Source organism: Halolactibacillus alkaliphilus (assembly GCF_900115465.1).
GTDB lineage: Bacteria > Bacillota > Bacilli > Bacillales > Amphibacillaceae > Halolactibacillus > Halolactibacillus alkaliphilus.
The window spans coordinates 25,977-40,240 of record NZ_FOWN01000026.1; the positions used below are offsets into that span (position 1 = coordinate 25,977).

Annotated in this window: 11 protein-coding genes, 1 pseudogene and 1 other annotated feature; of the genes and pseudogenes, 10 read left to right on the top strand and 2 right to left on the bottom strand. The window is 39.0% G+C overall.

The window, feature by feature from the left end; genetic code table 11:
* Nucleotides 1-328: 328 nt before the first annotated feature.
* Nucleotides 329-546, top strand: a binding site (T-box leader).
* A 99-nt stretch (nucleotides 547-645) separates the two neighbouring features.
* The 8 genes and pseudogenes from trpE to BM163_RS10355 all read left to right on the top strand — a co-directional run.
* Nucleotides 646-2,025 (top strand): anthranilate synthase component I, encoded by a 1,380-nt coding sequence (gene trpE, locus BM163_RS10320; protein WP_229675553.1) that lies wholly within the window; start codon nucleotides 646-648, stop codon nucleotides 2,023-2,025.
* Nucleotides 2,022-2,606, top strand: coding sequence for an anthranilate synthase component II (locus tag BM163_RS10325; RefSeq protein ID WP_089802858.1), 585 nt, complete (start codon nucleotides 2,022-2,024; stop codon nucleotides 2,604-2,606). Before trpE ends, BM163_RS10325 begins: the two co-directional genes overlap by 4 nt.
* On the top strand, nucleotides 2,606-3,631 hold the full coding sequence (gene trpD, locus BM163_RS10330; RefSeq protein ID WP_089802860.1) for an anthranilate phosphoribosyltransferase: 1,026 nt from the start codon (nucleotides 2,606-2,608) through the stop codon (nucleotides 3,629-3,631). Before BM163_RS10325 ends, trpD begins: the two co-directional genes overlap by 1 nt.
* Complete coding sequence (gene trpC, locus BM163_RS10335; RefSeq protein WP_089802862.1) at nucleotides 3,628-4,389, top strand: indole-3-glycerol phosphate synthase TrpC; 762 nt, start codon at nucleotides 3,628-3,630, stop codon at nucleotides 4,387-4,389. Before trpD ends, trpC begins: the two co-directional genes overlap by 4 nt.
* A complete protein-coding gene (locus tag BM163_RS10340; protein WP_089802864.1) occupies nucleotides 4,382-4,999 on the top strand; it encodes a phosphoribosylanthranilate isomerase in 618 nt (205 codons plus the stop codon). Before trpC ends, BM163_RS10340 begins: the two co-directional genes overlap by 8 nt.
* Nucleotides 4,996-6,198 (top strand): tryptophan synthase subunit beta, encoded by a 1,203-nt coding sequence (trpB, locus tag BM163_RS10345; RefSeq protein ID WP_089802866.1) that lies wholly within the window; start codon nucleotides 4,996-4,998, stop codon nucleotides 6,196-6,198. The genes BM163_RS10340 and trpB overlap by 4 nt, the downstream gene beginning before the upstream one ends.
* The gene (trpA, locus tag BM163_RS10350) at nucleotides 6,191-6,970 is read left to right on the top strand and encodes a tryptophan synthase subunit alpha (protein ID WP_089802868.1); all 780 of its coding nucleotides are present in this window, start codon (nucleotides 6,191-6,193) and stop codon (nucleotides 6,968-6,970) included. The genes trpB and trpA overlap by 8 nt, the downstream gene beginning before the upstream one ends.
* 195 nt (nucleotides 6,971-7,165) lie before the next feature.
* Nucleotides 7,166-7,762: pseudogene (locus BM163_RS10355) on the top strand (transposase); the annotation flags it as partial.
* Between the two features lie 266 nt (nucleotides 7,763-8,028).
* Here BM163_RS10355 and BM163_RS10360 read toward each other — a convergent pair.
* Entirely contained in the window at nucleotides 8,029-9,384 is a 1,356-nt protein-coding gene (locus BM163_RS10360) for an FAD-dependent oxidoreductase (RefSeq protein ID WP_089802870.1), read from the bottom strand.
* A gap of 593 nt (nucleotides 9,385-9,977) precedes the next feature.
* On the bottom strand, nucleotides 9,978-11,597 hold the full coding sequence (locus tag BM163_RS10365; protein WP_089802873.1) for an ABC-F family ATP-binding cassette domain-containing protein: 1,620 nt from the start codon (nucleotides 11,595-11,597) through the stop codon (nucleotides 9,978-9,980).
* 337 nt (nucleotides 11,598-11,934) lie between these two features.
* On the opposite strand from BM163_RS10365, the gene BM163_RS10370 reads away from it, so the two are divergent.
* Nucleotides 11,935-13,215, top strand: coding sequence for a helix-turn-helix domain-containing protein (locus BM163_RS10370; protein ID WP_089802876.1), 1,281 nt, complete (start codon nucleotides 11,935-11,937; stop codon nucleotides 13,213-13,215).
* A 114-nt stretch (nucleotides 13,216-13,329) separates the two neighbouring features.
* Entirely contained in the window at nucleotides 13,330-13,941 is a 612-nt protein-coding gene (locus BM163_RS10375; RefSeq protein WP_170243756.1) for a DUF2628 domain-containing protein, read from the top strand.
* Nucleotides 13,942-14,264 lie beyond the last annotated feature (323 nt).

Here is a 14,264-nt window from a genome sequence, read left to right on the forward strand (position 1 = left end):
ATTTAGAAAATTCGCTATTTTTATTGACAAAGACTAAAAGACGTACTAATATAGTTGTAACTTAAGAAATAACTGATGCGCTAAGAAGAGAAGAGTAGTCTCATACTAGAGAATCTAAAGAGAGCTGGGATGCTGGGAACCGGTGATTACATGTGAGATGAATGGGCTTTTCGATGCATTAAACTGAAATATACCTTCCGGTATAGATTAGGATTTAACGGGTGTTGTTTTGCCGTTACCACAAAACACGGACTGATAGGTCTGACTTTTTTTAAGGTGGCATAACGAGGGAACTCGTCCTTTTAGGACGACCCCTCTTTTTTAATAGAAAAAATCGATGAATAAGACAAGTAGTAAAGACATCCTGTTTAAAGAGAGCTGATGGATGGTGCGAATCAGCAACAGGTGCTTTATGAATGGCCTTATGAGTGTGGTAACGAAAAAACAGTAGTTATCACCGGGGAACTTTCTCCGTTATCCAAAGAGTGTAGAGTGTACTCTCTAAACAGGCGGTGGTACCGCGGTTTTATTAAAATCGTCCCCTGGTCTATTATTTATAATGGATCAGGGTTTTTTTAACTAGATAACAGATTAAAAAAGACCATGAGTCAAGATAAAGCTGAGCTTATAAAGGAGGATAAAAACGTGCGATTTAAAACACGAACATTTACCGGAGATGCACTGACACCGATTACTGTATATCAACAGATGAACCAAAAGCAAAAGTTTATTTTAGAAAGTTCACTGGGACACGGGGAAAAAGGCCGCTATTCATTTATTGGTCAAGCACCGTTTAAAGAAGTGATTGGGAAAGACCAAACCGTTACGGTGAAAAATCATCATACCGGTGAGGTGAAAGAATTTACAGATGTGCTTCCCATCGACATAGTAAAAAAAGAATTGCCACGAGTAGATTTAGGATTACCTTACTTATTTTATGGCGGGGCAATTGGCTATATCGCTTATGATGTGATTCGTGGCTATGAAGAGATTGGTGCTATCTTAGAAGATGACATCATGATGCCGGATATTCACTTGATGTTTTACCAAGAAGTGATTGTCTTTGATCATAAAAATCAAACAGTTACTCTGCTTGCAGTGGACTTGACAGAAGATAGAGATGACGTTGCTTTAGTTCAAGTACTGGATCGCTTGGAAGTCGAAATTAGACAAGCGCATGATCTGAAAAAAGATTCTGCACTTGATATTACATTTAAACCAACGATGACAAAACAAGCTTTTATGGAAAAAGTAGAAGCAGCTAAGCGCCACATTATTGATGGTGATATTTTCCAAATTGTCTTATCACAACGTCTGACGGCTGACTATGATCATGACCCATTTGAATTGTACCGGAAATTAAGGATAAGTAACCCATCACCTTATATGTACTATATTGATTTTGGTCCGTATGTTGTCCTTGGTACGTCACCTGAGAGTTTGATTCAAGTGAGGGGGACAACTGTGATCACGAACCCGATTGCTGGAACAAGGCCACGAGGTAAGACAGAGGCAGAGGACGAAAGGCTTTCAGAAGAGTTATTGGCGGATGAAAAAGAACGAGCGGAACATAAAATGTTGGTGGACTTAAGTCGGAACGACTTAGGCCGGATTGCGAAAGTGCACTCGATTACTTTACCGAAATTTATGACGATTGAACGGTATCAACATGTGATGCACATCGTTTCAGAAGTGCGAGCGACACTTGATGAGTCGATGGACAGCCTTGACTGTCTTACGGCAACTTTACCGGCGGGTACTGTTTCGGGAGCGCCAAAAATTAAAGCGATGCAGCTGATTAATCAATTTGAAACGAAAAAACGTGGTGTGTACAGTGGTGCTTGTGGCTATATAAATATGAATGGCGACTTAGATTTAGCGCTTGCTATACGAACAATGGTCGTAAAAGATAACAAAGCTTATGTTCAAGCAGGAGCGGGTATTGTTTATGACTCAGACCCAGAAAGCGAATATGAAGAAACTTTAAATAAAGCAAAATCACTGGTGGAGGTGTTTAAACGATGATTTTATTGATTGATAACTATGATTCGTTTACGTATAACTTATATCAATATATGAGTGAATTAGGAGAAGATGTCAAGGTGGTGCGTAATGACGCGGTGACATTAGAGGAAATTAAAGCGATGCGTCCTGAAGCTATTGTGCTCTCACCTGGTCCTGGGACGCCGAAAGATTCGGGGATTTGCCTGGATGTCATTGGCTCACTCGGTGATGTGTATCCGATTCTCGGTATTTGTCTTGGACATCAGGCAATCACAGAAGTCTTCGGTGGTGTCGTAAGTCATGCGAAGCGGGTCATGCATGGGAAACAATCTGTGATTGTGCACCACCAAAAAGACCTATTTAACGGCTTACCAAAAGAAATAGATGTGATGCGTTATCACTCACTTGTTGCACTAGAAGAACACTTTCCGGACTGTTTGGAGATTACTGCACGCGCCCTTGACGATGGTGAAATAATGGCGCTGAAGCATAAAACGTTGCCGATATATGGTATGCAGTTCCATCCAGAATCGATTGGAACAGTTGCTGGTCATACGCTACTAGAGAATTTCTTTAAAACAGTGAGGAAGGGGGCGTCATGATGCGAGAGTATTTAGAGAAGATTACCCGCGGTGAGCATTTGACAATTAATGAAATGGAACAAGCGACTAGGCTTATGTTTGATCCGTCAACAGACCCAGCAGCTATCGGTGGTTTTTTGATTGGACTAAAGCAAAAAAAAGAAGCAGTTAGCGAACTGACGGGTCTAGTCAACGTTGTGAGAAAACAAGCGGTTTTGTTGCCAGACGCATTGCCTGGGGCGATGGATAACTGCGGCACTGGTGGGGACGGGTCTATGAGTTTTAATATTTCAACGACCAGTGCTTTTGTTGTAGCTGGTGCGGGCATTACCGTATCCAAACATGGGAATCGAAGTATTTCTAGTAAAACAGGTAGTGCTGATGTATTAGAAGCACTCGGTGTTGACATTCATCTGACACCTGAGCAAACATACGAACTCTTAAAGCTTAATGATATCGCCTTTTTATTCGCTCAAGCTGTTCATCCAAAAATGAAACAAGTGATGGGCATTAGACGAGCGCTAGGCATTCCTACAATTTTTAATTTGATTGGTCCACTGACAAACCCAGTTGATTTAACGACACAACTGGTTGGCATTTATCGTCGGGACTTATTGATGGAGATGGCAGCTACTTTGCATCAACTGGGCCGTAAACGGGCTGTTGTTATTAATGGACCTGATTATATGGATGAAGCAGCATTACATGGTGAAACGCATGGTGTGCTATTAGAAGACGGAGAGTTGATGTCTTTTTCACTTACAGCTGAAGATGCCGGTTTAGCTTATGTTGACCCTTCACTCATTAAAGGTGGCGATGCCCTTGAAAATGCGAAAATATTACGTCGTGTCTTAGAAGGACATCCTGGACCGCATCGTGACACGGTCTTACTTAATGCGGGATTAGCTATTTTTGCTGATGGGACAGCTAAAACAATAAAAGAAGGTGTGGCACTGGCCAAATCAAGCATTGACCAAGGGCATGCTTTAGAAAAATTAGAGACAATGATTAGGTTTAGTCAGCAATATAAAGAGGTGGCAAGATGAGTATTTTAACAGAGATTATCGAAACAAAGAAAAAAGAAGTGATAAAGCTAAAGGCAGAGATGATTCCAGCGAAAGAACGTACAGCCCCACTGGTATCATTTATTAATCAATTTGAGCAGCAGCCTTTTCAAGTGATTGCTGAGTTTAAGCGTGCCTCACCGTCAAAAGGCATCATCAATGATACACTCGATCCTGTTATGCAGGCCAAACAGTATGAACAGTTTGGGGCAGGCATGATTTCTGTCTTAACGGATAAAGACTACTTTAAAGGGACAATGGCTGACCTTATTGCGGTAAAACAAGCGGTGTCTATTCCAGTATTAAATAAAGAGTTTATTATTGACCGAATTCAGCTTGATATTGCTTATCAATCAGGCGCGGATGTCGTATTACTCATTGTGAGCGCGCTGTCAGAAGCTGATTTAATAGACCTTTATCATTATGCCTTATCACTTGGGCTTGAGGTGTTAGTAGAAGTTCATGACAAAGAGGAGTTGGCCATAGCAACCAGCCTCGGTTGCCCATTGATTGGTGTGAATAACCGTAACCTAAACACATTTAAGACGTCAATTGACCAAACATTACAGTTGCTCGATTTTGTTGATTTAAGTACCACGAAAATCATTAGCGAAAGTGGTATGAAGACACAAGCAGATGTCTTAGCAGTCAAGCAAGCAGGTGCGTCAGGCATATTGGTCGGTGAAACTTTAATGACACAAGATCCAAAGCGCATGATGGGGGATTTTTTACATGACTAGTCACACACCGCTCGTGAAAATATGTGGTATTACCGATCAAAAAACAGCTCGCTTAGTAGAACATTCAGGGGCTGACTTCATTGGTTTTATCTTTGCAAAAAGCAAAAGACAATTAACACCTAAAAAGGCTAAAGGAATCATAGAGGCATTAGAGACAAACATTAAAACCGTCGGTGTTTTTGTTGATCAAGAGAGAACTGAGGTGGAGGCATTGGCCGAAGCTGTGGGTCTTGATTTTGTTCAACTACATGGGAGTGAATCGCCAGAAGAGGTGGCAAAATACCGTGTACCTTGTATTAAGGCGCTCACATTAACGTCAAAAGAAGGTGTTGACAAATTGAAAGCATATGAGCCGTATTGTCAGTATTTACTTGTTGATGGCGCTATTCCAGGGGCGGGTGAAGTATTTGATTGGTCCTGGTTAAAAGCGCTTAATTTACAGGTACCTCTCCTGTTGGCAGGGGGATTAAATACTCAAAATATTACTTTGGCAAGACAACTGAAGGGGATCGATGGTTTTGATGTTTCAAGTGGTGTTGAAACAGATGGGATAAAAGATGAAAACAAAATTATTTCCTTTATTAAACAAGCGAAGGGTAGGGAGTCATGATGTATCAACAACCGAATGAACGAGGGCATTACGGTCAATTTGGTGGTCGTTTTGTACCTGAGACACTTATGCCAGCTGTCTTAGAGTTAGAAGCGGCATATCAATCTGTAAAAGATGACCCGGCATTTTTAGAAACATTTCACTATTATTTGAAAGATTATGTCGGACGAGAGACACCCCTTTATTACGCTGAGCGTTTAACAGAAAAGCTTGGCGGGGCTAAGATCTATTTAAAACGTGAGGATTTAAATCATACAGGGGCGCATAAAATAAATAATGCGCTGGGGCAAGCATTACTTACAAAACACATGGGGAAGAAAAAAGTTGTGGCAGAAACAGGTGCCGGTCAGCACGGGGTAGCGACTGCGACTGCATGCGCTTTACTTGGTCTAGAATGCATTGTCTTTATGGGTGAGGAAGATATTAAACGGCAAAAATTAAATGTCTTTCGAATGGAACTCTTGGGCGCAAAGGTTGAGCCTGTCAAACATGGAAGCGCGACATTAAAGGATGCAGTAAATGAAGCCCTACGTTATTGGGTGAGTCATGTCGAAGACACGCATTACATTATTGGATCTGTTGTTGGTCCACACCCATTCCCACAAATCGTGCGTGATTTTCAAAGTATGATTGGCACGGAGACTAAATCACAGTTTAAAGAAAAAACGGGGAAACTTCCTGATGCATTAATTGCATGTATCGGAGGTGGAAGTAATGCGATGGGCATGTTTTATCCTTTTGTGGATGATGCTTCAGTAAAAATGTACGGTGTAGAAGCGGGAGGTCACGGCATTGAGACAGGAAAACATGCGGCCACTTTAACGGGCGGAAGTGTTGGCGTACTTCACGGGACAATGACCTATTTGCTTCAAGATGCAGATGGTCAAATTACAGAGGCAGATTCTATTTCAGCCGGCCTTGATTATCCGGGCATTGGGCCTGAGCACGCCCACTTAAAAGAAATTAACCGGGTACAATACGTCTCTGCGACCGACCAGGATGCCTTAGCTGGCCTTAAGTTATTATCAGAAACAGAAGGCATCATCCCAGCGCTTGAAAGTGCGCATGCGATTGGCTACTTACCTAAGTTAACCAAGACGCTGCCAAAAGATGCGACCATTGTGGTTTGTTTATCTGGTCGAGGAGATAAAGATGTTGAAACGGTTAAAGGCGTGCTAGGGGGACAATCATATGAGTAAACAACAATTGGATGCGCAATTTAAGAACGTGTTAGATAGGGGAGATAAACTATTTGTTCCGTATATTATGGCAGGCGACGGTGGTTTAGAGAAATTAAATGATCAAATAAAATTTTTAGAAACTGCCGGAGCGAGTGCAATAGAACTTGGCTTACCATTCTCGGATCCAGTCGCAGATGGTGAAACGATTCAACAAGCAGGTATTCGCTCCCTTAAAGCAGGGACAACGGTTAAAGGCGTATTTGAAACGTTAAAAAAGTCGAAGGGTCACAAAATCCCCATTATTTTAATGACATATATGAATCCGGTCTTTCACTATGGTGTTGAGAACTTTGCAGATGCTTGTGTCGAAGCAGGCGTCAGTGGGTTAATTGTGCCAGATTTACCGATGGAAGAAGAATCAATGGTAAGCGAGATCTTTAAAGCACATGATTTAGCCCTTATTCGCTTAGTTGCACTTACAAGTCCTAAATCACGGCGAGAGGCATTAAAAAAGCGAACCGAAGGTTTTCTATACGCTGTGACAGTGACAGGTACAACTGGGGAGCGTCACACGTTTACAGAACGCGTTGATCACTACTTAGAAGATTTGAAACAGGGTGCGCATGTGCCGGTTTTAGCTGGATTTGGTATATCAACACCAGACCAAGTCAAGGCATTATCAAAACACGCCGATGGCGTGATTGTAGGTAGTCGCATTGTTAAAGCCCTTCATGATGGCGATTATCAAGTGATTGAATCCCTTATTCATGCGAGTAAAAAGAATGACTAAAGGTTATTGAACTACCCCCACCTCGTGCTGACGCACTTGAGAAAGTTGTCTTCTCGCTCTAAGACGACAAAAAAGCGCCCCTTTTTAAGAGGCCACTGAAAAAGTCCAAAAAAAGATCGGATACCTCATTTAATCATGGGCATCCGGTCTTTTTTTTCGATAAAATAGAAGTATCAATAATTGGTGGTGGCTAAAATGATTCTTAAACAAACAGAAATGATGTTAAGTCCGTATTCAGAGATTTATGATATTGTTGTGCCTAAAGATAATTTTTTACGACAACTTAACGAGCTGGTTGATTTCTCGTTTGTTTATGATGAATTAAAAGATAAGTACTGTCACACCAATGGTTGAAACGCCATTGATCCTATTCGTATGTTTAAGTATTTACTCTTAAAGACCATCTTTGATGTCTCAGATGTTGATATTGTTGAACGCTCCAAATACGATATGTCCTTTAAATATTTTCTTGGCATGGCTCCGGAGGAGCCAGTTATCGAGCCAAGTTCTCTAACCAAGTTTCGTAAATTGCGACTAAAAGATATCAATTTACTCGACTTACTGATCAATAAAACCGTGGAAATTGCGATTGAAACCGACGTTTTAAAATGTCATACGATTATTGTTGATGCCACACATACAAAGGCACGTTATAATCAAAAATCAGCTAAAGAAATATTAATGGACCGTTCGAAGAAATTACGTCAAGCTGTTTATGCGATTGATGCGTCGTTAAAAGGTGAATTCCCAACCAAACCGACATCCAATGAATTAAAACACAGACACGGGTATAATATATCAAAAATCCTCGGGTCTTGTTGGTATGCAAATGCAAGGAGCCGTCGCGATATTCGCGGTGAATTTGAAAAGAATATTAAAACTTAGAGGGTAACATGTGCGAGTATGTGAATTAAAAATAATAAAAAGACGACACTTATTCATATTTTTGAATAAATGTGTCGTCTTTTTTGATTCTAATTAAACTTACATTAAGAAAATCGTAAGATTTTCAGTGAACTCCTTCAAACGCTTGTTTTTTGCATTAAGTGGTGGAGTAATCATTGGGTAACAGCTTGTTTAGCTTCGTTTGTCATCGCATTTAATGCTAATTGATTCAAGTAGTTAACAGGTTTATTAAAGTGTGGTTGGAAGAAGAAATCCGTTAATGCTAATTCTTCAATCGTCATGTCTCGTGAGATAGCCACTGATACAGTATTGACTACTTGTGTTAAATCGATATCTGATATCACTTGTGCACCAAGCACACGGTGCGTATGTTTATCATAGACAAGCTTTAGTTTAATTACGCTATTTTCAGGCATGAAGTCTGGACGATACGTATCTTCAAGGTAAGCTACACCAATATCCATCCCGTGCATTTTGGCAGCTCCTTCAGTTAATCCTGATGAACCGAGGTGGTGATGGTATAATTTAAGACCTGATGTCCCTTGGGTACCTGGGTGCTTTAAAGTGGGTTTAACCAAGTTTTGTGCGACAAGTGTCCCCATTCTTACAGCGTTCGTTGCTAGTGGAATATACTGTGCTTGTTTTGTTGGGTTATAAGGTACAGCACAACAATCTCCAGCCGCATAAACATCTTTGGCACTCGTCTGCATGTATTCATCGATGACAATGGCACCGTTTGGTAGCATAGTTAATTGGTCTTTAAAGAGATCTGTGTTAGGACGGAATCCTATACAAAGAACGACGAGTTCAGCTTCAACTTCACCTTTGTTTGTGATGACACGCTCAACTTTATCCGTTCCTTCGAAGCTTTTTACAAGTTCTTCAAGACGAAGTTCAACGCCTTTTTCCCGTAAAGTAGCTTCAACTGGATCAGTGAAAGATTGATCGAGATAACGATTTAGAATGCGTGTTTCAGCATCAATAAGTGTCACGTCTTTACCGTTTTCTTCAAAGGCTTCTACAAGTTCAACTCCAATGTAACCACCGCCTACCACAGTTACTTTTTGAACATGTTCCGAACGACGGATAATTTCTTTAGCGTGATCGTAGTTTTTACATAACACAACATTTTCTAAGTTTAAACCAGGGAATGGAGGTGTGATTGGCCAAGAACCTGTTGTCACAATTAATTTGTCATAACTATGAATAGTAAATTCATCGGTCTTTAAATCTTTTGCTTCAAGTTGTTTTTGTTCAATATCAACCGTTACGACTTCATGTTCCATATGCATGTGCACGCCTCTATCTTCAAACCCTTCTACTGATGCATAGAAAAGTGATTCGGCATCATCAACAACGCCTCCTACATATAACGCAATACCACATGAAAGGAAAGATACATTGTCATTACGTTCAAAGACATGAATCTCAGCCTCAGGGTATAATTCTAACGTGTTTTTAATAGCGGCAGTTCCCGCGTGTGTACATCCAATAACAGCTACTTTCATCATTCATTCCTCCAATTAATTTTTTGTTGTTTAGTATTGTAAGATGACCCTTTTAAAAACGATAACATCACACAGTTTTTGTTTATGTTTGTGATTTGTTTTACAAACTTATTATACTACTATGTTTAAAATGTGACAAGAGTTTGAATAACTTTTCACAAACTTATTTTTGAAAAGTTGATGTGCCAATGTTTAAACCACCACCTTTATTTTAATTCACAAATTGTTCACAAAATAACATGTGGGTTTGTTCACAAAATAAGAAAAAAAAGGATATAAAAAGGTTCGATACACACCGTTTTTGGTAACGGTTACAAATCATACTCATTATAACATATGGAGGTTTACTGACCAAAGGAAATAGGGTATAGATGGACAGACCAAAAATTGTGCCTTCATCGTTTTTGTCTCACGTCTTGATGAAGACTTATTCTGATCCTATATGACGTTTGGAGTGTTTGATATCGATAAAAAGGTACATGAAAAAAAGTTAAATGAGGATATAGTGGTAAGAAGAGGTGTGTGGAAAAAAAGTAATATAAGAAAAGAGCCATGGACTAATTATGCCCATAGCTCGATGTGTTCATGTATTCTTACTGATACATGGCTTCAATTTCTTTTTGAAGTTTTGTATCTGTGACGTATTCATCATAGCTCATTTCTTTATCAATTACGCCATTAGGTGTAATTTCAATTAATCGATTGGCGATACTATTGATGAATTGGTGGTCATGTGATGTAAATAATAAAGAACCTTTAAATGCAATTAAACCGTTGTTGACACTTGTAATTGATTCAAGATCTAAGTGGTTGGTAGGTTCGTCTAGTACTAAGACGTTCGCACTTGATAACATCATTTTTGACAACATACAGCGCACCTTTTCACCACCGGAGAGAACTTTTGCTTTCTTAAGTGCTTCTTCACCACTAAAGAGCATGCGGCCTAAGAATCCGCGTAAAAATGTTTCGGTTTGATCTTCTGGTGAATATTGACGTAACCATTCAACAAGTGTTAAATCATTATTTTCAAAGAATTCACTGTTATCTTTTGGGAAGTATGATTGAGAAGTTGTGACACCCCAAGTAAACGTCCCACTATCAGCTTCTTGTTTACCCATTAAAATATCAAAAAGGGTAGTTTTAGCTAATTCGTTGCGCCCAATAAAGGCTACTTTATCATCGCGGTTAAGTGTAAAGCTGACATTATCAAGAATTTTAACGCCGTCAATTGTCTTTGATAAGTTCTCAACACGTAATAAATCGTTACCGATTTCACGCTCTGGTTTAAATGCAACATAAGGGTAACGACGTGAAGATGGTTTAATATCATCAAGTGTAATATTATCTAGCATCTTTTTACGAGACGTTGCTTGCTTTGACTTTGATGCATTTGCACTAAAGCGCGCAATAAAGTTTTGAAGTTCTTTAATTTTCTCTTCTTTTTTCTTGTTTTGGTCTTGAGCCATTTGAAGCGCAAGTTGGCTAGATTCATACCAGAAATCGTAGTTACCAACATATAAAGAAATTTTCCCGTAATCAACATCCGCAATATGCGTACATACTTTATTTAAAAAGTGACGATCGTGCGATACAACGATGACGGTATTTTCAAAGTTAATTAAAAATTCTTCTAACCACTGAATGGCTTTGATGTCCAAGTGGTTGGTAGGCTCATCCAAGAGTAAGATATCAGGTGTACCAAAAAGTGCTTGGGCAAGTAATACCTTTACTTTTTCTGAACCAGATAACTCACTCATCAACTTATCGTGTAGATCTTCTTTAATACCCAAACCTTTTAAAAGGATTTGCGCATCTGACTCTGCTTCCCATCCGTTGAGTTCGGCGAACTCACCTTCAAGTTCTGCCGCTTTCATACCATCGGCTTCAGTGAAGGGGTCTTTTGCGTAAATAGCATCTTTTTCTTTCATGACCTCATAGAGACGTTTGTGTCCCATGATAACTGTTTCGACAACAGAGTGGCTTTCATAAGCGAAGTGATCTTGTTTTAAGACCGCTAGACGCTCATCTTTACCGAGTGAAACATGCCCACTTTGTGGTTCGATTTCACCTGATAATACTTTTAAGAATGTTGATTTACCGGCACCATTGGCACCAATTAATCCGTAACAATTACCTGGTGTGAATTTAATATTCACATCTTCAAATAGCTTTTTATCTCCAAATCTTAAACTAACATTTGTTGCTTGTAACATCCGTGCATTCCTCCATCATTAAGCTCATAGTGCCTACTTTAGATGATTCTATCACTTTAGTCAATTGTTATTCCCGTTTATTTAATGAGAAGATAAACTTTTTAAAAAGGTCTTCGTCGTGAATGTGAAAAAAACGTATTTTTATGAAAAAAATAATTATTGGGTTTATATGGGGTTAAAAGGATGAGATTATCGCACTTAGGAAAAATTACCGATTATAAATCTATATAAAGCATAAAAAACATATCTAAAACAGAACAAAATCGAAAACGTTCCAAAAAAATGGTGACTATAGTCATAAATTTGTGTAAAATAAGGAAAGATAAGGGGTGAAGATATGTCAGATGGTATCGGAGAAAAAATAAAATATTTTCGTATCAAACACAACTTAACACAAGAAGAACTTGCCAAAGGAATCGTGTCAGTGTCTTACCTCTCTAAAATAGAGCGCAATGCAGCCGACCCCAACCCTGATGCAGTGAGACAATTGTGTGAGCGTTTAGGGATTAGCCCTGAAAAAGTGATTGATGAAGATATAGCTAATCAAGTGACACATTGGATGGATAGCTTATTAAAACGTGACCTTGTAAAAGCACATGACTTATATCAAGACATTCAATCAAAAATAGAAAAAGTGATTGATGCCGATCTATTTTGGCTAGTAAAATTACATACGCTATACTACTTTATTTTGACGAAACAAAGAGACAAAGCCAAGCGTAAACTGAAATTGTTAAAACAAGATCAACGGCACTTCGCAGAAAAAGAGCAGTATTATTGGTTGAAATTCAAAGCGCATTTTGAATACTTTGAATCAAGTTACGAAAAAGCATTTAGCTTTTTTCAAGAAGCTGAAAGATTATATGCAGATGTTTTTAAAAATAGAGATGAAGAGTATTTTGATTTGGTTTACCACATTTCAAAAACAGCAACTGTTTTACATTACTCATACCATGCCTCTGTCTATGCCGATCAAGCGCTTATTTATTACCGAGATCACTATCATTTAGAACGCGCTGCTAAATGTCATGTATTAAAAGGCATTAATTATAAACGTATTAGAGAGATGGATGAGGCGCTCAAACAATTTGAGCTGGCAGAAAGATTGGGTGAAAAATTAACTAATGAAGCTATTTTATTTAAAGTATATGAATCCATTGGGGAACTGTTTCATGATCTTAACATGGTAACACAAGCGATTCGCTATTATAATCGTTGTTTTGAACTCGTAAAACATCAATTTAGCACCCAAGAATTAATCGCGATTTTAGGACTTGTTAAAACGTATATTCAAGGAGAAGAATTAGCATTAGCTAAAGATTGCTTGCTAAAAGCAGAAGCATTAGTAAAGTCAGAAAAAGATTTGCCTTTACGTTATGTATATCAAGTTAAAGTATTAAGATTTGTGCTATTCGGCTATACGAAAAATTTCGAAAAGTTACTTGTAAAAGAGATCATTCCGTACTTCAAGTCGCGAAAGTTATTCTTGCCTTATGCTAGGTATGTCCGGTTATTGGCCGATTACTATTACCAAAATCGGAAGTACAAACTTGCTTCAGAATATTATTCTGAAGCACATCAAGCGATGATTGACATTCAGTTAAAAGATAATCGATAACACTTTCCCCCTTTTTAGAAGTGATCTTCTAAGAAGGGGTTCTTACGTTGTGTTTCTCACGCGTGAACTTTCATGCTAAACTTAACATATTATGAAACTAAGGGAGTGAACACCATGTTTTGTCCGAAATGTGGCAATGAAACACCAGACAGTGCTGTCTACTGTCCGACCTGTGGCGTTAATATGCGTGAGGTATTGAAAAAAGATGAGCGTCATCAGTTATTAGAGTCTGTTAAAAAAAATGATGAATCAGTCGAAAAAACAAATAAAGCTCTACATATCAATGATCGCTGGCGTTCTTTTGTAGATACACGTTATCATTACTATGAAGCAAAGTGGTCTCAAAGTACGCAACCCGAGATTCGGGCGGGCTGGAATTGGGCAAGCTTTTTTGTAGGGCTGTTTTGGTTAGGTTACCGGAAGTTATATAAAGAAGTATTGATTGTCATTGGTCTCTTTTTTCTGTTTGATTTACTAGTGGCAGTAACCGGTTTACCGGGAATCAATACGTTATTAACATTTGCAGTCTATATATACTTAGGTTTCAAGGGGAATGCGCTGTATTATCGTCATGTGAAGCAAAAGCTAAGCGAATTAGAACGAGAAGATTTAACACCGCAAGATTATCGTCGCTTTGGTGGTGTGAGTGGTTTAGGTATTCTTATTGTGGTGCTGTTATTCTTTTCTTATATTGGTATATCGTCTCTTTTATTTGGTGTAGTATAAGCCTGGAGGTTTCCCTCCAGGCTTTTGCGTTGTGCGCCCGGCATGGGTAGTAACTTGGTGGTGAAAGTCCATTACAGACTTGGCAGTAGGAACTGTTAGCGAATGACAAGGGTGTCTTCCGTGAGGGAGAATCTGAAGGAAGTCGGACGCAAACACTTGCACTGACGAACAGAAACTTCATACTAAGGCTCGGTGAAATGGATAAGTCTACAACACAAGATGAAGTCCAATACTGCCCGAAATTTCATTGAGTAAATGAAGCAGTGACATGAGTGGAAAGTGACTACTCTTACCCGGGGAGATCTCTATCTTTATTCCAAACG

Bases quoted from the DNA above. Each gene is read 5' to 3' on its own strand.
- BM163_RS10325 (WP_089802858.1), top strand. From the start codon at position 2,022: ATGATTTTATTGATTGATAACTATGATTCGTTTACGTATAACTTATAT.
- trpD (WP_089802860.1), top strand. From the start codon at position 2,606: ATGCGAGAGTATTTAGAGAAGATTACCCGCGGTGAGCATTTGACAATT.
- trpC (WP_089802862.1), top strand. From the start codon at position 3,628: ATGAGTATTTTAACAGAGATTATCGAAACAAAGAAAAAAGAAGTGATA.
- BM163_RS10340 (WP_089802864.1), top strand. From the start codon at position 4,382: ATGACTAGTCACACACCGCTCGTGAAAATATGTGGTATTACCGATCAA.
- trpB (WP_089802866.1), top strand. From the start codon at position 4,996: ATGATGTATCAACAACCGAATGAACGAGGGCATTACGGTCAATTTGGT.
- trpA (WP_089802868.1), top strand. From the start codon at position 6,191: ATGAGTAAACAACAATTGGATGCGCAATTTAAGAACGTGTTAGATAGG.
- BM163_RS10360 (WP_089802870.1), bottom strand. From the start codon at position 9,384: ATGAAAGTAGCTGTTATTGGATGTACACACGCGGGAACTGCCGCTATT.
- BM163_RS10365 (WP_089802873.1), bottom strand. From the start codon at position 11,597: ATGTTACAAGCAACAAATGTTAGTTTAAGATTTGGAGATAAAAAGCTA.
- BM163_RS10370 (WP_089802876.1), top strand. From the start codon at position 11,935: ATGTCAGATGGTATCGGAGAAAAAATAAAATATTTTCGTATCAAACAC.
- BM163_RS10375 (WP_170243756.1), top strand. From the start codon at position 13,330: ATGTTTTGTCCGAAATGTGGCAATGAAACACCAGACAGTGCTGTCTAC.